General features: G+C 64.6%; 16 protein-coding genes. 7 read left to right on the forward strand and 9 right to left on the reverse strand.

Going from position 1 to position 21204, the window contains the following annotated elements; all coding sequences use genetic code 11:
- Nucleotides 1-6 precede the first annotated feature (6 nt).
- Together HND55_08320 and HND55_08325 are read left to right on the forward strand one after the other, a co-directional pair.
- Nucleotides 7-3165 (forward strand): TonB-dependent receptor, encoded by a 3159-nt coding sequence (locus tag HND55_08320; GenBank protein ID QKK02647.1) that lies wholly within the window; start codon nt 7-9, stop codon nt 3163-3165.
- A 109-nt stretch (nt 3166-3274) separates the two neighbouring features.
- Nucleotides 3275-5038 (forward strand): hypothetical protein, encoded by a 1764-nt coding sequence (locus HND55_08325; protein ID QKK02648.1) that lies wholly within the window; start codon nt 3275-3277, stop codon nt 5036-5038.
- Between the two features lie 115 nt (nt 5039-5153).
- Here the strand turns inward: HND55_08325 and HND55_08330 are convergent, their stop codons facing one another.
- Nucleotides 5154-7331 carry an EAL domain-containing protein gene (locus HND55_08330; GenBank protein ID QKK02649.1) on the reverse strand — a complete coding sequence of 726 codons (2178 nt, stop codon included), beginning with the start codon at nt 7329-7331 and terminating at the stop codon, nt 5154-5156.
- A 188-nt stretch (nt 7332-7519) separates the two neighbouring features.
- Between HND55_08330 and HND55_08335 the strand changes: the two genes are divergently transcribed.
- On the forward strand, nt 7520-8707 hold the full coding sequence (locus tag HND55_08335; GenBank protein QKK02650.1) for a GGDEF domain-containing protein: 1188 nt from the start codon (nt 7520-7522) through the stop codon (nt 8705-8707).
- Between the two features lie 6 nt (nt 8708-8713).
- Here the strand turns inward: HND55_08335 and HND55_08340 are convergent, their stop codons facing one another.
- The 6 genes from HND55_08340 to deoC all read right to left on the reverse strand — a co-directional run bounded on the left by HND55_08340 (nt 8714) and on the right by deoC (nt 16504).
- Entirely contained in the window at nt 8714-10063 is a 1350-nt protein-coding gene (locus tag HND55_08340; protein ID QKK02651.1) for a DUF3999 family protein, read from the reverse strand.
- Nucleotides 10060-12747, reverse strand: a complete 2688-nt coding sequence (locus tag HND55_08345) for a DUF2339 domain-containing protein (GenBank protein QKK02652.1) — start codon at nt 12745-12747, stop codon at nt 10060-10062. The genes HND55_08340 and HND55_08345 overlap by 4 nt, the downstream gene beginning before the upstream one ends.
- A gap of 65 nt (nt 12748-12812) precedes the next feature.
- On the reverse strand, nt 12813-13217 hold the full coding sequence (locus HND55_08350) for a cytidine deaminase (protein ID QKK02653.1): 405 nt from the start codon (nt 13215-13217) through the stop codon (nt 12813-12815).
- Nucleotides 13214-14425 carry a phosphopentomutase gene (locus HND55_08355; GenBank protein ID QKK02654.1) on the reverse strand — a complete coding sequence of 404 codons (1212 nt, stop codon included), beginning with the start codon at nt 14423-14425 and terminating at the stop codon, nt 13214-13216. Before HND55_08355 ends, HND55_08350 begins: the two co-directional genes overlap by 4 nt.
- Before the next feature lies 1 nt (nt 14426).
- Complete coding sequence (deoA, locus tag HND55_08360) at nt 14427-15752, reverse strand: thymidine phosphorylase (protein QKK04043.1); 1326 nt, start codon at nt 15750-15752, stop codon at nt 14427-14429.
- A complete protein-coding gene (gene deoC, locus HND55_08365) occupies nt 15752-16504 on the reverse strand; it encodes a deoxyribose-phosphate aldolase (GenBank protein ID QKK02655.1) in 753 nt (250 codons plus the stop codon). The genes deoA and deoC overlap by 1 nt, the downstream gene beginning before the upstream one ends.
- A gap of 96 nt (nt 16505-16600) precedes the next feature.
- Between deoC and HND55_08370 the strand changes: the two genes are divergently transcribed.
- The 4 genes from HND55_08370 (at nt 16601) to HND55_08385 (ending at nt 20351) form a co-directional block, all read left to right on the forward strand.
- Nucleotides 16601-18505: a PAS domain S-box protein gene (locus tag HND55_08370; protein QKK02656.1), complete on the forward strand. Its 1905-nt coding sequence runs from the start codon at nt 16601-16603 to the stop codon at nt 18503-18505.
- Nucleotides 18498-19130: a response regulator transcription factor gene (locus tag HND55_08375; GenBank protein ID QKK02657.1), complete on the forward strand. Its 633-nt coding sequence runs from the start codon at nt 18498-18500 to the stop codon at nt 19128-19130. Before HND55_08370 ends, HND55_08375 begins: the two co-directional genes overlap by 8 nt.
- A 44-nt stretch (nt 19131-19174) precedes the next feature.
- Nucleotides 19175-19573, forward strand: a complete 399-nt coding sequence (locus tag HND55_08380) for a response regulator (GenBank protein ID QKK02658.1) — start codon at nt 19175-19177, stop codon at nt 19571-19573.
- An 88-nt stretch (nt 19574-19661) separates the two neighbouring features.
- Nucleotides 19662-20351 carry a Crp/Fnr family transcriptional regulator gene (locus HND55_08385; GenBank protein ID QKK02659.1) on the forward strand — a complete coding sequence of 230 codons (690 nt, stop codon included), beginning with the start codon at nt 19662-19664 and terminating at the stop codon, nt 20349-20351.
- A gap of 31 nt (nt 20352-20382) precedes the next feature.
- On the opposite strand, the gene HND55_08390 is transcribed toward HND55_08385, so the two are convergent.
- Both HND55_08390 and HND55_08395 read right to left on the reverse strand, forming a co-directional pair.
- The gene (locus tag HND55_08390; GenBank protein QKK02660.1) at nt 20383-20583 is read right to left on the reverse strand and encodes a dodecin domain-containing protein; all 201 of its coding nucleotides are present in this window, start codon (nt 20581-20583) and stop codon (nt 20383-20385) included.
- 90 nt (nt 20584-20673) lie between these two features.
- On the reverse strand, nt 20674-21153 hold the full coding sequence (locus HND55_08395; GenBank protein QKK02661.1) for a glycine zipper 2TM domain-containing protein: 480 nt from the start codon (nt 21151-21153) through the stop codon (nt 20674-20676).
- Nucleotides 21154-21204 lie beyond the last annotated feature (51 nt).

A 21204-nucleotide genomic window follows, 5' to 3' on the forward strand; every position in this document is an offset into this window, starting at 1 on the left:
TCGACAATGAGCTGGCGTCTTGCGCTCGTTTGCCTGTTGCTGCTGTCCGGGCTGACCCCGGCCGGCAGCGTCCTTGCCCAGGAGCAGGCCGCCGATATCCGCGTGCTGGTGTTCGAGCAGGGCCGGCCCGTGCCCGGTCTGCGGGTGGAAATCGGCGAACAGGCCGGACAGACGGACGCCGACGGAACCTGGCAGGGCCGCGTGCGGCCCGGCGATACGCGCCTGGCCCTCTACGAGCACTCGATGGCGCTGGCCGTGATGCCGGTGCGCGTTCACGCCGGCGAGGTGGCGCAGTACATCGTTACCCTGACCGGCGAGCAGCGGCGGGCGTTGGTCAGCGTCGAAAGCTCGCACGGGGAAGGGCAGCCGTCGCTGGAGCAGGCACGACCGACTGCCGCCGTCGACAACGGTGAAGGCGTACTGCTCGGTCGCGTGGTCTCCACTGAGAACGGATCGCCCGTGGCCGGTGCGCGGATCTTTGTCAGCGGCACGCCGATCGAGGCCCGTACCGACGAAGACGGTCGGTTTCAGTTCGAGTTGCCGGTCGGCGAATACGCCGTGTCGGTGCTCCACAGCGAGTTTGCCACGCGCACCGTCGACGGTGTCCGCATCGAAGCCGACAGCGAAACGCGCCGCGACTTCGAGCTGCCGCCGGCCGGTCTGGAGCTGGCCGAATACGTGGTGATCGAGCCCTACATCGCCGGAAGCCTGTCGTCGGTCGTCGCGATTCGCCGCGAGTCGACAGCCGTCACAGACGTACTCAGCGCCGAGCAGATCTCTCGTGCCGGCGATTCCGATGCCGGGGCTGCGCTCAAGCGCGTCACCGGACTGACCCTGGTCGATGGCCAGTTCATCTACGTGCGCGGGCTCGGCGAGCGCTATTCCAGTGTTCGCCTCAACCATTCCAGCCTCCCCAGTCCCGATCCGACCCGGCGCGTGCTGCCGATGGATCTGTTTCCGACTGACATCATCAGCCAGATCGTCATTCAGAAGACGGCCGATTCGTCCATGCCGGGGCAATTCGGTGGCGGGACCGTTCAGCTCACCACCCTCGGTTTTCCGGATGAAGCACTGTTCAGCATCGGCGTCAGCACGGCCTATCACAGTAAATCGACCGGCCAGACCGGCATGAGCTATCCTGGCGGCGGGCGCGACTGGACCGGCTATGATGATGGCACGCGGGAAGTGCCGCCGCTACTGGCCGAGCGAATCGCCGATGGCGCGTTCCTGCGTCCCTCGAATGTCTTCAATCCCGACGGGGTATCTCCGGAAGAGCTCGAAGCGATTGGTGAGGAACTGGCCGAAAAATCGGCCTACAGCGTCAACAAGAAATCGTTGCCGGCCGACCGCAGTCTGTCCGTTTCGGCCGGCAATTCATTCCAGGTTGGTCAGGATTCACGCTGGGGTTTTCTCAGCGCGGTTCGCTACAGCGATCAGTGGCGCCTGAGCGAGGAGACGCGCAATTCCTTCCGCTTTAGCAATACCGGTCTGCAGCCCAGGGACGAGCAGATTATCCAGCGCACCGTGCGCAACATTGACTTGAGCGCTTTTCTCAACGCTGGACTGGACCTGTCTGACTGGACGCGGCTGGGTTTCAACCTCATGCTACTGCGCCAGTCCGAGGATGAAACGCGCTTCTCTGAAGGCATCCAGGACAGTCAGCAGCTGCAGCGCTTTAGCCTGGAATGGACGGAAAACGAGCTGTTCTCGAGACAGGTTTACGGTGAGCACCGCATTGAGCGTATCAGTCTTCAGGTTGACTGGCAACACACTGATGCGCGCGCCAGCCGTGAGGATCCCAACAGTCGAACCTGGCGTCGGGACGACGACAATGAAGATGGCATATTCAATTTTTCCAGGCGGGCGGACGGCAATTCCCAGTCCTGGACGACAGTCGATGACGACTTGAGCAACTGGTCGCTGGACCTCACTCAGACGCTGCCTGATTTCGGTCCGGTGCGCGTGACTCTGCGCGGCGGGCTGGACCGGATCGAGCGGTCCCGCGAATCGACCATCCGGACGTTCAGCTTTGTCGGTGCCATTCCTGGCGACAGCGGGAGTCTGGGCCAGGAAGAAATACTGGCACCGGAGCTGATCGGTCCGCGTGGCTTGCGCCTGCGAGAGGGCACTACGCCCACCGACAACTATACGGCACAGCAAAGCCTAAATGCGCGCTACGCAATGCTGGAGGCTGATCTGTTCGACAGGCTCTCGCTAGTGGCCGGACTGCGCATGGAAGATAATTTCCAGGAAGTGATCTCGAATAACCTGACCGATCCGACGGCACCGCCGACAGTAGGCACGATCGATGAAAGCGATGAATTGCAGTCGGCATCAGTGACCTGGCAGTTCATGGACAGCGCCCAGCTGCGTCTTGGGTATTCAGAAACCCTGTCGCGTCCGGACTTCCGTGAGATCTCGCCCAGCCCCTTCATTGATCCTCTGATCGACCTGAGAACCGTCGGCAACCCGGATCTGCGCGTTTCGTCGATCGAAAACTACGATGCGCGCATCGAGTATTACTTTAGCGAAGTCGACAGTGTTTCACTGGCCTGGTTTTCCAAGGACATTGACGATCCGATCGAGCGCATCTCCTCGTCCGGCGGCTCAGGCACCATCATTACCCTGCAAAACGCATTGGGTGCAAACGTCAAGGGCTGGGAGCTCGATTTCTACCGCGGGTTTGGGTTCGTCAACGAGTGGGGCTGGCTCGATCGAATCCGGCTGGGATGGCTGCGCGAGATTGGCCTGGAGAATTATTACGCGGCGGCCAACTACGCCGATATCACCAGCAGCGTGAGCATCGACCCGAGCGCGTCCAATTCGACCAATCCCGACCGGGCGCTGCAGGGCGCCTCCCCCTGGGTCGCCAATGTTCAGGTTGGCTACAACAGCCCCTCAGAGCGCTTCGAGTGGACGCTGGCCTATAACAATTTTGGTGAACGGATCTCGCGTGCAGGTACGCTGGGCCAGCCCGATATATTCGAACAGCCATTTGGCCAGCTCGACTTCAATTTCAAATACCGCTTTGGCGACCACTGGCAGCTGGGCCTGAGTATCGACAACCTGCTTGATCCGGCGGTCGAGTTCACCCAGGGAGACGAGATCACACGCCGCTACAAGCGTGGACGCAAGTTTGGTCTGTCGTTTCGCTATACCCGGTAGGCGTTGTAACGCAATTGTCGCAAATCTGAAAGCCGACTATCACAAGCCTTGACTATTGTCAGGGCTCCAGATGCAACTGGTATTTTTTAATCCAAAGCAGGAGGTTCACGTGAAGCTTAGTTCTATTTTCAAGGCGTCCAGTCTGGCGCTGGCTGGCGTATTGGTCGCTGGCGCGACCCAGGCCGCCATGAAGCCAACCGAGACGCTCGATGGCAACTGGTTCAGCCCCAGCGAGTCCGGGCGCGGTATTTCCCTCGATTATTTGCCGAATCCCGACGGCAGCGGGCTGCTCTTTGGCGCCGTGTTCAGCTTCGACGGCGACGGCAATCCGTTCTGGCTGGTATTCAACATGCTCTTTCAGGAGCACCAGTTCCAGGCCTCCGGTGACGTGTTCTTCGTCAGCGGCGGCAGCTTCGGGTTTCCGTTTTCCGCGCCCACTGTCGATACCGTCGGTTCGGCCGAGGTTGTGCTGAACAGCTGCACTTCGATTGACGTCGTTTTCGATCTGGACAACGAGCTGGGAATCGAAGACGTTGCGCTTGAGGGGCTGACGCCGGTTTCTGAAGCCGCCCACCCGCAGTGTGTCTACGTCAACGAGTTCTCCGGCTGCCCCGCTTTTGCCACGGCGGCCCAGGGACTGGAGCGCGCCTGTGTGCTCAGTGGGGTCTACGAGGATCAGGACCTGCTGCTGACCAACGACACCACCTGGGTGCTCAATGGCCTGGTACAGATTGGCAATGACAACGCCAACCAGTCGACCGTCACGATCGAACCGGGCTCGGTTCTGGTCGGCGCCGGCGGTACGGCAGACTATCTCTACGTCAATCCGGGCTCGAAGATCTACGCTGAAGGACTGCCGTATGCGCCGATCGTCCTGACCACACCGAACGATGGTTTTATTGCCGATACGGTTCCGCAGCCCGGCGAAGTCGGCGGTCTGGTGGTTTCCGGCAACGCGCCGTGCAACTCCAGCCCGGACGACAACCTGTGCTTCTCGGAGTTTGATCCGACCCTGCGCTATGGCGGCGACGATCCGGCCGACAGCAGCGGCGTGATCAAGTACTGGCAGGTGCGTTACGGCGGCTTCGAATTCCAGCCCAACCGTGAAGTGAATGCATTCACGTTGCAGGGCGTGGGCAACGGCACGACCATCAGTTTTCTGCAGGCCTATGCTGGCCTCGACGATGCCATTGAGTTCTTCGGCGGCACCGCCAACGCCCGCTACATCGTCGGCACGGCCGGTAACGATGACGGCTTTGACTGGGACGAAGGCTTCTCGGGCAAGATTCAGTACGGCCTGATGGTCTACACCGACGCGTCCAATGGCGACCACGGTTTCGAGTCGGCCAACAATCCCGACAACGACGACGCCTTGCCTCGTGCTACGCCGGTCGTTTCCAACGTCACTCTGGTTGGCGCGGCAGGCACTGGCGATGGCATCCGCTTCAAGGAAGGCACGGCTGGCCAGGTCTGGAACGCGGTCGTCACCGGCTTCGAAGCCAACTGTATCCGGTTTGTCGATATCCCGACCTACACCGCTGCCGGTGCCCCGGCTGCTCTGACCGGCGATACAGCGATTGCCGGCACCATCATCAACAACTGCGGCAGCCTGTTCCGCGACGAGGATGGTTCGCCATGGACGGTTCAGCAGCTGTTCGAAAGCCTGCCGGGCAATGAAGTGGCCGATCCGATGCTTGACGGCTTCATGCCGATGGACGGTTCGCCTGCGCTGTCGGGCGGCTTGCGCGTTGTTGATCTGGCCACCGGTGAACCGGTCGAGTTCTTTGACTTCGTGCCTTATCGCGGCGCCTTCGGCACCATCGACTGGACGGCCGGTTGGACGCACGATGTGCTCGGCCAGAACGCGTTTTGATTGACCGGATCAAACAGTAATCAGACTCTGTGATCCTTTACGGGGCGTCGCATTTGCGGCGCCCCGCTTTTTTGGGGAGGCTGGAGTGCGTAACCCGGTGTCCCGGTTTTCCGGTTCAGACCGGTCCGGCGCGGGCCAGCGTGCTGTCTGCAAGGGCCTCCGGTAACGTCGCGATGGGCGCGGGACGGCCGATCAGATAGCCCTGCATTCGATCGATGCCGGCTTCTGCCAGTGCTTCGGCCACCTCTCCGGTCTCCACGCATTCGGCAACCGTCACCTTGCCCATGGTCTGGGCCAGTCGGTTGATCTCCCGTATAAACTCGAATGCGCTGCGGTCCTGGGCGATGTCGCGCACGAAAATGCCGTCGATCTTGAGACAGTCGACCGGCAGGTGGCGCAAGTAGCTCATTGAGGACACCCCGGTACCGAAGTCATCGAGGGCAATGCTGCATCCACCGCGATGGGCCCGCTCGAGCACGGTACGGGCCTGTTCGAGATTGCTGATCAAGGCGGTTTCGGTCACCTCCAGACACAGCTTCCCGAGCAGGTCCCGGTGGCGGTCAATCAGGCCACCGAGATGATCGAGAAAGCATCGGTCGCCGAGGCTGCGGCCCGACAGGTTGACGTTGATGCGATCGAGTGATGCGAGTGCTTTTTCGTGGTCCCGCATCCAGTCCAGCAGACTGTCGAGCACCCAGCGGTCGATCTGCTGGGCAAGAAAGTAGCGCTCTGCGGCGGGCATGAACTTCGCTGCGGCAATCGGCTCATTCTGCGCTTCAGATGGCTGCATCCTGATCAGAATCTCAACCGCCTTGATGCGATGCGGCGGTGGTCCGACCGCAACGATCGGTTGCCAGTAAAGCCGCATGCGCTGTTCGCTGAGTGCGTGATGGATGCGATCGATCCAGACCCGTTCACCGAATCGCTCGGCCAGGCGCCGGTCGTCCGGTTTCCAGACGTGAACGCGGTCACCGCCGTCTTCCTTGGCGGCCAGGCAGGCGCAGTCGACGCGACGCAGCACGTCCGGCATGCGGTCTGTGGCGGGCTGAAACGATACCAGGCCAATGCTCAGCCCGATGTGCTGATAGCCGAGCAAGGGTTCTGGCGGACGCCGATGAAGATCGGCCAGCAATTTTTCGCCGCAGGCCACCGCACCCTGCAAACTGCGTTCGGGCAAGAGCACGGCGAACTCGTCGGCGCCAAGGCGCGCGATCGGCGTTCCAGCAGGAAAGCCACGCTTGAGCCGGTCGGCCAGTGCACGCAGCACCTCGTCCGCCACAGCGTGGCCGACGGTGTCGTTGACAATACGAAACCGGTCCACATTGATGTGCAGCAAGACATGTTCGACGGCTGATGGCTGCTCGCACAGCGCTTCGAGCTGTCGCTCGAACGCATGTCGGGACAGCAGGCCTGTCAGTCTGTCGTACCGGGTGAGATGAACGAGGCGTGCCTGCGCTTGCCGGGTCTGACGGCGTGACATGAGCAGGCGAACCAGCAGCCACAGGCACAGCATGACCAGGGCGAGGGCAATGACGCCGCTGATCATTCGGAAACCGGCCGCTTCATCGGACGAACCATCATCGCTGTAGGGCTGCAGCCAGCGCGCGTAGATGCGGTCGAACTCGCCGCTGGACATGACCTCGTCGAGCCCGCGATTGAGGGTCTCGAGCAGCGCCTGGTTTCCCTCCCTGACCGCCAGCGCGTATTCGACCGGCAGCACCGGCGGGCCGGAAACCGCCAGACGCTCGAGCCGGCGCTCCTGCAGGGTGTAGCGACTGCGGTATTCGGTCAGCAGGGCGGCGTCATGTCCACCGCGGGCCAGGAGTTCCAGGCCTTCGGCGTCGGTCTCGACCAGCACCAGCTCGACCTGCAGGCCGGACGACTGCAGGTATTCGTGGCTATAGGCCTGGCGCTGAACGATGACCGACCTGCCGGCCAGTTCCTCGATGCTGTTGATCCGCTCTGCCGTGGCCGGAATGAAGATCCGGTGATGGACGATCAGGTGGGGGCGGGCGAAGTCGACCTGCTGTGCGCGCTGTTCGGAGACGAACATCCCGAGTACGTCGATTTCGCCGGTCTGCAGGGCCTCCCGCATGGTCTCCCACGAGCTGAGGCGAAAGCGCACTTCACTGCCGGTCGCATCGGCAACGGCTCGCATCAGGTCGATATTGAAACCGACCGGCTCACCCGCTGGGCCCAGGCTTTCGTAGGGGCGATACCCGGCTTCGCCGCCAACAACGATCGGATCCGCCGCCGCACGGGTCCCGAGCCCCAGCAGCACGATGCTGACCACGACAAATCGCCTGACCGGACCTGCGCTGAAAGACCCCACACGGCCAACCCTCGATGAGCTGACCCAAGCCTAGCGCGTAAAGACCGACAGCGCCAGCGGGGTATACGCTGGCAGTCGGGCTCGATATGCCCTAAGCTGACGCCGATCGATCGCTAGCGATCAAGGGCTCGGGATCGTGGAGGGAAGGGATGAAGTCAGCGCCGCTGGGATTTCGGTTCTCGGCGCCTGCCCTGGAGCAGGCCTACCAGAACGCGCTGGGCAGCGAGAAGATACGCCTGAGCCGGTTCGCGTCGATTCTGGCGCTGACGCTCAATCTTGCCTTTGGCCTGCTCGATATCTGGGCCATGCCGTCTGCTCTGACGACGGCATGGCTGCTGCGGGCGGTCATCGTTGGCGGCGTGCTTCCGGTTTTGCTTCTGACCTGGCAACCGTTCTTCCTCAGGCACTACACCGGCCTGATGGTCTACATGTTCACGGTCATGGCGGCCGGTGTTGCGCTCATGATCCTGTTGGCCGAACCCGCTGACACGGCAGCAGAGGTCTACGCCGGAGGGCTCGTACTGATCATCGCCGGTGTCTACATGCTGACCTATCTCGGGCTCCTGATCAGCAGCCTGCTGGCGTTTGCCATCATCATGGCCTATGGCGCGATCGGCTTGTTCGGGCAGGATTTCACCACACCGGACAAGCTACCTGTCTATATCGCCAACCTGTTCTTTCTCGGCGGTATCACGCTGGTGGGCGCGGTGAGCCAGGCGCTGCGCGACCGTTACTCGCGCGAGAATTTCCTGTTTCGGCGCTCCCTTGAGCGCGACGTGCGGCTGCGCGAGGAACAGGCGCGGCAGGCCAGCTGGCTGGCCGAGCACGACACCCTGACCCGTCTGCCCAACCGTCGACAGCTAAAACGGGCGATATCGGACAGGCTTGCCCAAGCCGGCTCTGCCGGGACAGTGCGGGTCGCGATACTGTATCTGGATCTCGACGGGTTCAAGCCGGTCAACGATCGACATGGCCATGCCGCCGGCGACCGTGTGCTGGCCAGCATCGGCAGACGATTGCGGCGCGAGCTGGACGACAATATGCTGATTGCACGAATCGGTGGCGATGAATTCGCAGCCGTGGCCCGCTTTGATGAAGGTCGTATGGCCGAACTGCCGGCGCTGGCCGAGCGGCTGGCCGCGCTGATACAACAGCCGCTCGAGCTGCGCGGACAGCAGCTGCGGCTTTCGGCCAGTATCGGAGCAGTCGTTTACCCGGATGACGGACAGACCGCCGATGAACTGATTCATGCCGCCGACGTCTGGATGTACCGCGCCAAGCGCACCGAGGGCGAGTACCTGGCCTGCAGTGACGCGCTGCTGCAACTGATCGGCTGATTTGCGCTACCCGTCCTGGCGCAGAATCCGGATCGCCATCATGGCCAGCAGCGCGGCGGCCAGGGCAAGTATCAGCCACAGCAGCAGTCGTTGCCAGTCGACCGGATCGGACGGTTCGGCCAGCGCGGCCTCGCCGGCGGCCCGGGTGCGGTTGGTCGGCACGATGCGTGGCCACTGCCAGGCGGGTCCCAGGCTCTCGACAGCCTCGTCAAGCAGCGCATTGACCGGCAGCCCGGAGCTGGCCTTGAGCCCGCCTGCATAAAGCCGCCAGGGCGGTCTGCCCTGGGCCAGAAATACCAGCTCTTCGGCGCGCGCGCGCAGCGTCACGGCTGGCGCATTGCCGAGGGCGGGGTCACTGATCAGCCGCCAGTTGCGATCACGGTGCGTGCCGTCAAGCAACATGCTGCGCCGTGGCGCGTCGACGGCGGCGAGCGTTGCCACGGTCAGTTCACCGCGCGGACGCCAGGCGGCCTGATCGTCGGGACGAGACTGCAGACGTACCCGGGTCAGGACATTGGCCTGCAGTGGCTCAATGCGGGCCTGCTCGATGACAAACGGCCCGTCCAGGTTGAAGTGGAAAATGCCGGCCTGCTCTTCGTCGGCGGTTATCTCTGGCTGCAGATCGATGTGCCCGGCATGCGACCGTCGGCCCTCGGCCTCGATAATGACCGACTCCAGCTCAAAGCCGCGCGGCAGCGTTTGCCCGTAGCAGGCCAGGTGCCAGCCGGCGGGAAGTGCTTCATCGGCCGCCAGTACAGCAGATGCCGACAGGCGCAGCGGGCGCGAGTCGGCGACCGCCGTCAGATTCATTCGCGTGCGGGCCGGTGCATCGCTGTCGGCCTCGCGCAGGCGACAGTCAAGTTCGACCGGACGGTCGCTCAGGACGCTGAGGCGGAGACGTTGCTGCGGCAGCGGGGGTGGCTGCGGCGGCGCGGCAATCAGCGCCTCGAACAACAGTCGCCCCCAGGCATCGTCCGGCCGCACGCGGCCGTTGGGTCCAAGCACCAGTGTCGTGCCGCGATGGTGCAGCTCCAGGCCAGGCAGTTGTGACTGCTCATCGTCGGCAGCGTGTCTGCGCTGTTCGAAGTCCAACGCCGCCGACGCCTGCCGCGGCTCGACGAGTCGATTGGCAGGCAGTCGCGCGAAAGGCACTGCCTGACCATCGACATCAGTGATCAGCACATCACCGCCATCGGTCCGGTGCAGCGCGCGGTAGAGCGGAGCTGTCAATGCGACCCGGTAGATTGCGTGATCGGCATTGCCTTCGAGTGACCAGCGCCAGGCGAAGTCATCCGGGCCAAGGGCCGCGGCCGGCACGGCCAGGGCGCATATCAGCAGGACGGTGAATCGGGTCATGGACCGGCTGTCCGGGCAGACGAGTCCGCCGTGCTGCGCGGTGGCGCCGGTGCCAGGTAACCGACCAGTACTGACAGCAGCCCGAAGCCGAGAAATGACACGATGCCGGCGACGTTTGACAGATAGCTGCGGTCAATGAGGATGAGCTTGAGCAGCACGCCACCGAGAATCAGTGCGCCGGCCAGCCACAGTCCGCGCTGTTCGCGCCGTGAACCGCTGATCCAGGCGATCACACCCAGCGTCGTCCAGGTGACCGTCAGCGTCGCCTGCGCGGTCTGTGAGGCCAGCATGGCCGATTGCGACCAGGCGACATCGGCCAGATGGTGGACGGCGCGCAGGGCCATCAAGGTCACGCTCAGCGCTGCCAGCGCACCCACCCAGGGCAGCCAGCCGCTCGCCGGCCGGGCCCGCGGCGAACGGGCGTCTCGCAGCAGCAGCAGGAGCGCCGCGGCCTGAGTCAGCTCCAGCGGGTTGAGCAGTGGCACGAACGGCAGCGGCCGTGCCTGTCCGGCGCTGGCCAGGCTGGCCAGCAATCCGAGCGTGGCGGCCGCCAGCGCCGCAGTCAGTGGCCAGTGCCGTTCATCGCCGGCGGGCAACGGCGGACCCGGCAGCGGTGTGCCGTCGGCCTGCAGCCAGGCAATCAGCAGCAGCAGCGGCAGACCGGCGGCCAGCCAGTGCCAGCCAACGGCCAACGCCAGTCGCGTATCGACCAGGTACACCAGGACCGAGGCGAGCATGACCACCAGGGATGCCTGAATGCCCAGCGCAGCCAGCGCCTGCCAGCCGGGCAGGGCCGTCCGTAGTTGTCGGCGCGCCAGCCAGGCCAGGACAATGAAGGCCAGCCAGGCCGGCGTGCCGTAACCGGCCAGCGGCCAGCCACTGAGCGCAGTTTGCTGCAGCGCGGCGAACACGCCGGCAGCCAGTGTTGTGACGCAGGCCAGTGCGGTTACCGGCCAGGCGCGGGCGCGGTGGGCGCCGGCCGTCAGTGCGGCGGTCAGTCCCAGCCACAGCAGGAAGCTGTCGACCTCAAGTCCAGCCGGAACGTGGCGATCGATTTCGATCAGCGCCGCAAGGGTCCAAGGCAGCAGCGCCGCGGCCGCGAGCAGATTGACCAGCCAAGTCGATGCGCCGGCGTCATGAAGCCGCCAGGCGCTGACCAGTGCGGCCGCGGTCAGGGCCATGCCACCAATGAACACGGCATTGAGGAGCAGCACGCCGTCATCATGACCGCTGATCACCACATGTCCCAGCAGCCAGATCGCCATGGCCAGCGAGATCAGGGCTAGCCCGGCCAGGCGAGACAGACGCGACCGGTCATCGATCCCGTACCAGACCAGTGCCGCGCCCTCCAGCGCCCAGATCATGACCACGGTCGATTCGGAAAAGGCAAACGGCATGGCCACCGTCGCCAGAGCGACCGCCAGGAAAGCGTGGGCGCGCCCCAGGCGCCGAATCTGACGTCGGCGCAGCAGCCAGTGCGCGCTGGCCAGGTAAAGCGCTGCCGCGCTCAATGACGCGGCGGCAATGACCGCATTGCGACCGTCGAGCAACCCGGCTTGAAGCGGCAGCCAGAACAGCGGCAGCCCGAACACCAGTACGGCGTCGATACGATTGCGCTGCCCCTCGGGGCGGCGATTTTCGACCAGCACCGGAATGAGAAAATAGAGCAGAAAAAACAGGGTGAGGAAGAACTGAGTGCTGGCAAACTGATCCGGACGGTAGCGCAGCACACCCCAGGCCGTGCCGATCAGAAATGTGAACGCAAAACCGAGTCGATAGAGCAGTGGCCAGTCGCGCTGCCAGGCAATGGCGAGCATGGCCAGGTTGAGCACGGCATACCAGGCAAACAGCACGACATGGCTGCCGCTGCCGCTTGAGACCAGTATGGGCGCGGCCAGCCCGGTTATGAGCGCCAGAACAGCCAGTGCCTGGGCGCGCTGGGCTACGGCCAGCACGCCGGCTGTGGCCACCAGTATCACCAGCAGCGCGAAGGCCGCGCCAGCCGGCACCACCTGGTACAGCCGCAGTGCAGCGAACACCGTCAGCGCCAGGACACCGATGGCACCACCCTGCAGCGAAACGGCGAATGCGCGCCGGCGCTTGCGTTCTCGCCAGGCAAACAACAGCGCGGCCAGGGCAGTGGCGGCAACGGCGGCCAGCCGCAGCTCGATCGGCGCGCTCAGCCAGCCCTGCTCGGTGGCATAGCGCAGCAGCGCCGCCACGCCGATCAGCAACACCAGAAGGCCGATTTTGACCGGCACGTTGCCGCTGCCAAACCAGTCAAACAGCCGCTGCGCCAGGCCGGGTGAGGCCGATGCGGCCGGTTCGCGGGCTGCGGCGCGGGATGGTGCCGGTTCATCCGCGGCCTGCGGCGCCGTATCGACAGGTTGTTCGGCCGACCGGACCGTCTCGGCTGGCATGGCCGGTGCCCGTGCGGTGCGGTGTTCTTGCCCGGCTGCCGCCTGTGCGCTCGATTCGAGGCGGCGCACGCGGCGTTCCAGGCTGATCTGGCGTGCGGCCAGCGCGCCAATTACCCCACCTCCGACCATGCCCAGGACGCGAACCTCGCCGATCAGCCAGCTGACCAGCGCCAGATCAATGACCACTGCGCCGAGCAAGACGCCGGCAATGACCAGGACCAGGGTCGGCATGGCGCTGGCAGAAGGGTCGGGGTTGCGGTCCACGGTCGGTCTCGGCTCAGAGTCGGATCAGTTCGATTGCTGCAGACTACCCCAGAATGGTTGCGCCGTCAGCCCGCCAGGCCATCCGGGCCGAAGGCATCGGGCAGCAGCTCATCGAGGGTGCAGGTCTTGTGGACCAGCCCGCTGTCGTCAACCAGCACGACCTCGGTGCGCGCATCGGCGAACTCGCGCAGGCGCTGGCGGCAGTCGCCGCAGGGCGGGCAGGGGCAATCGCCCGGACCCAGTATCCAGGCGCGCCGGATCCTGCGTTCGCCGGCGGAGATCAGGGCCGAAATGGCCGAGGCTTCGGCGCAAATGCTCTTGAAATGGGCCACCTCGACGTTTGCGCCGCCGAAGCGCCGGCCGGTACCGGACTCAACGACGGCAGCCACGGGGTGGCCGGAGTAGGGCGCGTAGGCGCTGTCGCGCAGACGCCGCAGTTCGTCGAGCAGTTCCGGATCGATCCGCTTCATGTCGGTCTCCCTTGATGCAGGCTCATACCCTCGGGCAGTGGGGGCAGGCCAAGGTGTCGGGCCAGGGTCTGGCCGATATCGGCGAAACTGGAGCGCTCGCCGCAGGGACCGGGCGAAAGTCCGCCGCCACGAGCCAGTACGGGTACGTATTCCCGGGTGTGGTCAGTACCGGGGTGTGTCGGATCACAGCCATGATCAGCAGTGATGATGAGCAGGTCATTGTATTCAAATCTATCAATAAGTTGCGGTAGCTTTTTGTCAAGTTGCTCGAGCGCTTCGGCATAGCCATTCACGTCGCGTCGATGGCCATAGAGCATGTCGAAATCGACGAAGTTGCTGAACACAAGGCTGCGCTCACCGGCTTGCTCCAGCGCCTGAACGGTGGCGTCGAACAGTGCGTCGTTGCCATCGGCCTTGAGCTGTATGGAAATGCCGCGATGCGCAAAGATGTCGGCAATCTTGCCGACTGCAATGACCTCGCCGCCGGCGCTGACGAGGCGATCGAGTACGGTTGCCGCAGGGGGCGGGACGCTGAAGTCGCGGCGGTTTCCGGTGCGGCGAAAGTCGCCGCCATGGCGGCCGACGAAGGGGCGGGCAATGACCCGTCCGATGCGGTAGGGGTCGAGCAGGGTGCGGGCGGTCTGGCACAGCCGGTACAGCCTTTCGAGACCGAAGAACTGCTCGTGGACTGCGATCTGGAAGACCGAGTCGGCCGACGTGTAGACGATGGGTTTTCCGGTCTCGACATGCGCCTCACCCAGCCGGCTGATGATCTCGGTGCCCGAGGCATGGCAGTTTCCGAGTATGCCGGGCAATTCGGCACGCTCGATCAGGGCATCGAGCAATTCGGCCGGAAAGGTATTGTTCGGTTCGGTGAAATAACCCCACTCGAAGCGCACCGGCACACCGGCCATCTCCCAGTGCCCCGAGGGTGTGTCCTTGCCGCTCGAGACTTCCCGGGCGTAGCCCCAGGCCGCGTCGACCCGCCCGGGCGGCTGGACACCGGCCGCCGGACGCCCGCTCGCGGCCCGGTGGGCATGGAACAGCCCGAGCCGGGCCATGTTGGGCATGTGCAGTGGCCGGCCGACCGCGGCGCGCTGTTCGGCAATATGGCCCAGAGTGTCGGCACCGGCATCCCCGAACCGTTGCGCGTCGGGGGCGGCGCCAATGCCAAAGGAGTCCAGCACCAGCAAAACCGCGCGCGGCATGTCAGGTCGCCTCCTTCGGCAGGATGTCGACCACCAGCGCCGGCGCCTGCGGGGTTTGCCCGGTCAGATCCACCGCCGCCTGCACGGCGCCTGCCGCGGCCTCGGCGCTGTCGTGATCGGCTGCATGGACGCGCGCCAGCGGCTGGCCCACGACAACGCTGTCGCCCAGAGAGACCAGGTCCGAAAGACCCACGCGCGGGTCGATGCGATCACCGGCCCGTCGGCGACCGCCGCCCAGCGCCACGACCGCAAAGCCCAGCGCGCGCGTGTCGATCCGGCCAACCTGCCCGGAACGCTTGGCGTGCACCTCGACAACCACCGGTGCGGCGGGCAGATGTTGATGCGGGTGCTCGAGCAGATCGGCCGGCCCGCCCAGCCCGCGGACCATGCGCCCGAAGCGTTCGGCCACGGCACCGCTGTCCCAGGCCTGCTGCAGGCACCGATCGGCCTGCTCGGAGTCACCCGCCAGTCCGCCCGCCACCAGCAGCTGTGCCGCCAGCGTGTGGCTAAGCGCCTGAAGTCGCCCCCCGCGGCGACGACCGGTCAGGACGGCAATGATTTCCGCGACCTCGAGCGCGTTGCCCGCGCTGGAGGCCAGCGGCTGGTTCATGTCGGAAAGCACGCTGGTCAGGGTCGTGCCGGCGCGGCGGGCCACACGGCCCAGGGCGTCGGCCAGGCGGCGCGCTTCGGCAAGGTCCGGCATGACGCTGCCGTTTCCGGTCTTGATGTCCATGACCAGTGCATCGAGCCCTTCGGCGAGCTTCTTCGACAGGATCGAGGCGACGATCAGCGGCAGCGATTCGACCGTGGACGTGATGTCCCGGATGGCATAGAGCCGACGGTCGGCCGTGGCCAGCTCGTCGGTCTGGCCGATGATTGCCACGCCGGCTTCACGAACCACGCGCCTGAACACGGTCAGCTCGGGGGTGGCGACATAGCCCGGGATGGCCGCAAGCTTGTCGAGGGTCCCACCGGTATGGCCGAGTCCGGCGCCAGTGATCATCGGCACGAAACCGCCGCAGGCGGCCACCCAGGGTCCGACCAGCAGCGAAGTGCAGTCACCGACGCCACCGGTGGAGTGTTTGTCGAGCACCGGGCCGGGCAGGGCAGGATCATTCCAGCGCAGCACCTGGCCCGAATCGCGCATGGCCTCGGTCAGCGCGGTGGTTTCTTCGTCGTCCATGCCTTTGAGGAACACGGCCATGACAAACGCCCCGAGCTGCTCACTGCCCGCATTGGCATCGGACGCTGCGGCGACCAGATGCTCGATCTGTTCGCGCGACAGCGTCTGGCCATCGCGCTTGCGGCGAATGATCTCGCGCAGCATCACGCGCCTTGTTCAAGCGCAGCCAGCAGCTGATCGAGCAGCCCGGATGCGCCGATGCGGACATGCGCCGGCCGGAGCCAGTCCCGGCCCATTCGTTCGGCGACCAGAGACAAGTAGGCGACGGCGTCCTCGACACTGCGTACGCCGCCGGAGACTTTAAGTCCAACCGGGGTCGATGTTGACTCAATCACCGACAACAGCACATCGACGGCCTCAAGCGTTGCGCCGTTTGCAGTCTTGCCGGTCGAGGTCTTGAGAAAATCGGCACCTTCAGCCACGGCCAGCTCGGCCGCTCGCTGGATCAGCGACGGGGCGGCCAGCTCGCCGGTCTCGAGTATCACCTTGAGCGTTTTCTCGCCGCAGGCCTCGCGACAGGCCGCCACCAGCGACCGGCCGGTCGCTTCGTCGTTGTCGTATTTGAACGATTGCCACGGGAAAACCACATCGACCTCGTCGGCCCCCAGGGCGATCGCCTGGCGCACCTCAGTGGCCGCGCCGGCCGGATCCGGCCGGCCAGCCGGAAAATTGGCCACGGTGGCCACCGCAACGCGCTGTCCGATTCCGATCGCTTCGAGCTCGCGCCGCGCGGCGACCACGAAGGCGGGATAGACGCACACTGCGGCCGGATGGCCGAACGGCGTATCGGCACGGCGGCAAAACAGACGCAGTTCCGCTTCGCTGTCATCGTCTTCCAGTCGCGTCAGATCGAGCAGCGCAAGCGCCTGTCGCACGGTATCGGGAGAGTGCTTCATCAGCCCTGATTCAAAGCCGGTTAAAATGCAGAGATTACCGGATCATGCCCGATGCTGCGCGGGTATTTGCCGGTGAACAGCGTGTCAGGACCCTGCATGAGCCCAGAAGATCACGGGAACGCCGTCAACCCCGAACTCGCGCGGGATCCTGCGCTGCTGCGCAAGCTGCTCGATATTTCGGGCCAGCTCGTGGTTGTCCTCGACGGGGAGGGTCGCATCGAGCTGTTCAACAAGGCCTGCGAGCAGCTGACGGGCTACGCGGCCGAGGATATCGTTGGCGAGCCGGTCTGGACGCGCCTGATACCCGAGCCGGAACTCGCCGGGACGCGCGGTACGGCGGCGCGCCTGCAGGATGGTCACGACGAGGTTGAACACACCAACCACTGGCTGACCCGAGCCGGGGAGCGGCGGCTGATTCACTGGCGCAATACCGTGCTCAAGGAAGCGGACGGCAGCGTTCGCTGCATCATCGCGACCGGCATCGATATCACGCTGCAGCAGCAGGCCGTCGACGCACAGCGCCACACCGAGACCCAGCTGCGCCACCTGCTGGATGCGCTGCCGGTGCTCATAGCCCATCTTGATCGTGACTACCGGGTCCGATTCATCAACGATGGTTACCGTGCATGGTTCGATCTGGACCCGAAAACGCAGCACGGCCGTCATGTCCGGGACCTGATCGGGCCGGAGGCATTTCGCACGCTGCGGCCAAGCTTCGACCGGGCCCTGTCCGGGCGCAAGGCAACCCACCACGGCGAAGTGCCCTACGCGCGCAAGGGTGCGCGCTTCATTCACGGCACCTATATCCCGAGCCGCGACAAGGCCGGTCAGGTTGACGGTCTGTACATTCTGGCGGTAGACCTGACCGAAGAGCACCGCTTGCGCTGGAAGCTGGCCGAGGAGCTCAAGCGCAGTCAGACCATCGTCGACAACGCCATCGACGGTATCGTCACGATTGACGCCAGCGGTACGGTGCGCGGCTTCAATCCGGCAGCCGAGCGGATTTTCGGCTTTTCGCGTGACGAGGTCATGGGTCAGAATGTACGCATGCTGATGCCGGAACCGGATCGCAGCCGGCATGATTCCTACATCCGACGCTATCTTGAAAGTGGCCAGGAGACCATCATCGGGGTCGGTCGCGAGGTGATCGGCCGGCACAAGGATGGCAGCCCGATTGAACTGCGCCTGGCGGTGGCCGAGGTCAGCGAGCGCGAACAGCTGTTTATCGGTTTTACCCGTGATATCCGCGCCCGCAAGCGTGCCGAGCGCGAAGCGCGCGAGCATTTCGCCGAACTGGCCCATCTGACGCGCCTGAGCACCCTGGGAGAGGTGAGTTCCGGGCTGGCCCACGAACTGAGCCAGCCGCTGACGGCCATCGCGGCGGCCGTCGAGGCCGGGTTGATGATGCTCGACACCGAGCCGCCAAAGCCATCTTCGCTGCGGCCGGCACTCGACCAGATCTCCCGCCAGGGACAGCGGGCCCGCGAGATCATCGAGCAACTGCGCGCCTACCTGCGCAAGGGTGAGCCGGACAGCATGGCGCCCTGCAATCCGGCGCGGCTGGTCGACAATGTGCTTACGCTGCTCAACTACGAGATCGAGGCCCACGGCGTCAGCGTCGAAACCCGGCTGGATTCCGGACTCAGAAGCCTGGTTGTCAATCGCATCCAGATCGAACAAGTGCTGTTCAACCTGGCCAAGAACGCGATTGACGCCATGCGTGAGACCAGCGGTAAGCGCCTGCTGGCTATCGAAGGCAGGATCCGCAGCGGCGAGTGCGAGTTCCTGGTCACAGACACCGGGCCGGGCATAGCTGAGAGTGATCTCCCAAAATTGTTCAGTCCCTTTTTTACGACCAAGGCCGACGGCCTCGGCCAGGGTCTGTCGATCTGCCGATCGATCGTCGAACGTCATGGTGGTGAACTGACCGGGGGCAACCGCGAGGGCGGCGGCGCGCGATTCCGATTCACGCTGCCGTTGAGGCCGGAAGGCGATGACTGAGACCGGCGGCCAGGCGACGGTCGTTGTGGTCGATGATGACCAGGGCGTACGCGAGTCGCTGGCGCTGCTGCTGGGCACCGCCGGTTTTCGGGTCTGCTGCCACGACTCGGGCGAGAAGCTGCTGGCGGCCGGCCCGCCAGAAGGCGCCGCGTGCATACTGCTCGACCTGAGAATGCCTGGCGCGAGCGGCATCGAGGTGCAAAAACGCCTGCGGGCAGAGGGCTGGCGTGTGCCGGTGATGTTTCTGACCGGCCATGCCGATGTGCCAGTGGCGGTCGAGGCGCTGAAAAACGGTGCAATCGATTTTTTCGAAAAGACCGACTTCAGCGCCGACCAGCTGATCGTGCGGATCAACCGTGCCGTTGAAGATCATCGCATTGAGCTGGCGCAACAGGCCGAAGCACGGGATCTGGCGGCTCGGATCGCCGAACTGAGTGATCGCGAACTCGAAGTCGCTCGCCTGGCGGCAGGCGGTATGGCCAACAAGGTCATCGGGCTGGAACTCGGCATCAGCGAGCGAACCGTCGAGGTTCATCGCGGCCGGGCAATGCGCAAGCTGGGGCTGCGCTCCATGGCTGAACTGATCCGGATCGAGCCTGCCCTTCACGGTCGTGCACGGAATTGACGCCGGTCATGAGGCCTGGACGCGATTGTGCTTGAATAGCCGTCATGAATGCACTGCCGTCGCCCGACCTGCGCCCACTGGTCTTCATCGTCGATGATGACGAAGCTGTACGCGGTTCATTGACGCTGCTGGCCGAGGCACGCGGCTGGGATGCGCGGGCCTTTGATTCGGCCGAAGCCTACCTTGCCCAGGCACCCGTGCACGCCAGCGGACGGCCGATGTGCCTGGTGCTGGACCTGCACATGGGCGGCATGAATGGCGCCGAGCTGCAGGAGCGGCTGCAGCGGCGCGACTTTCAGCTGCCGACGTTGATCCTCAGTGCCTGGCCGGAAGGGGAGCTGGCCCGGCGCGCCCTGGCAGCCGGGGCCAGCAATGTGATTGGCAAGCCTTTTGCGCCCAGTCAGTGGATCGAGCTGGTTGAGCAACTGCTCGAGCAACCCTGAACAGCCGGTACGGGGATCCCCTCATTGGCGAATCGCTGTGCTGCGCCTAGTCTGATATCCAGGCAATCGATACAGGCAGAAGCGCAACATGAACGCACAGCTCTCGGCAGTTCGCACTGACCATCCGGCCGCTCTTGCCCGCCACCAGTCTGCCCGGAAAACGCAGGCGCCCCTGCCGGCGCAGCGACGGATACTCCACTCCGGCGAGTATCTGATCCACGCCGGCAAGCGCAGCCCGCATGCCTATCTGATCCGCACCGGCTGCTTTAAGAGCTATCGTGTCGATGAACTGGGTGAGGAACAGATTCTGGGTCTGCACGGGCCCGGAGATGTGGTTGGCTTTGACGCCGTGCTCGGGCGGCCGGCCAGCTGCAGCGTTGTGGCGGTTGACACCGGCAGCGTTCAGGTTGTGCTCAACGCGATGTGTCTGCTCGGTCAGGCCGATGAACCCGGTCTGGCAGAACTGGTTTTCGAAGGCCTGTACCGGGAGATGCAGCGATTGGCCGATCGGCTTCAGATCGAGCGCCATCCCAGTGAGCGGCGCGTGGCCGAATTCCTGCTGGACTATGCGCGCCGCCAGCAGGCATGCGGCAGGAGCGTCGCGTGTCTTAACCTGCCGATCAGCCGGCGTTCGGTCGCCCGCTATCTGGGCTTGGCGCCGGAGACCGTCTCGCGCACCCTCAGCGCCTTTCAGGAGCGGGACCTGATCCGGGTCTGCAACCGGCAGCTGACAATCCTGGATCAAAACGCGCTGGCGGAGGTGGCGGCCGGCGGCTGAGCCCCGCCACCGGCCGGACCCGGTCAGCCAGTTATTCCAGCACGAAGCTGACCCGGAGATTGACCCGGTAGCTGGTAATCCGGCCATCATTGACCACGACTTTTTGCTCGGAAACCCACGCCCCGCGCACGTTCTTCAGGCTCTTTTCGGCCCTGGCAATGCCCCGGTTAATCGCGTCTTCAAAGCTTTCCGGTGATTCCGAACTGATTTCAACTACTTTTGCGATCGTCATGTCGACTGCTCCTTGGTTTGTCGTCGCTCACTCGGTCGGTGGCCCTGTCGATTCGACCACGCGGTCCGACCAGTCTATGCCAAAGTCGGGTCAGTCAACAATGCGCCAGCTGCCGTCGGCCTGTCGGCAGGCGGTTCCATAGACCTGCTCGGTGCGACCGCCAACCTGCGCGTCCAGCGTGTACTCCCGGCACGGGCCGGTTTCTGACTCAAAGGTGCGCGTTGGCTCCATCCGATATTCGTAGCCGGTATCAGGGTTCACCCAGGTGGTCGACACACCGGAGCGGGTTGTTTCCAATGTCGCTGCCATTTTCATGCGGTCGACATCGTCCATCGAGCGGCCAATCGCGCCGCCGAGCGCGCCGCCGGCCAGGGCACCGAGAACGGTGGCAACCCGCCGCCCGCTGCCGCCACCGACCTGGTTGCCGACAATGCCGCCAACGATGCCGCCAATGATCATGCCGGCTTCCTGTTTCGGCCCCTGAACGGCGCAGCCGGCGGCCGTCAGCGCCAGCAGGACGACCAGACCGGCCAGGCCGGCACGAATGAAAGGGGTGTGGGTATGCGTCATTGCGAATGGTCTCCTTGGAATGAAACTGGGCACAGATCTAACATGTCCTGC

It is taken from the genome of Pseudomonadota bacterium (assembly GCA_013285445.1).
Taxonomy (GTDB): Bacteria; Pseudomonadota; Gammaproteobacteria; order Xanthomonadales; family Wenzhouxiangellaceae; genus Wenzhouxiangella.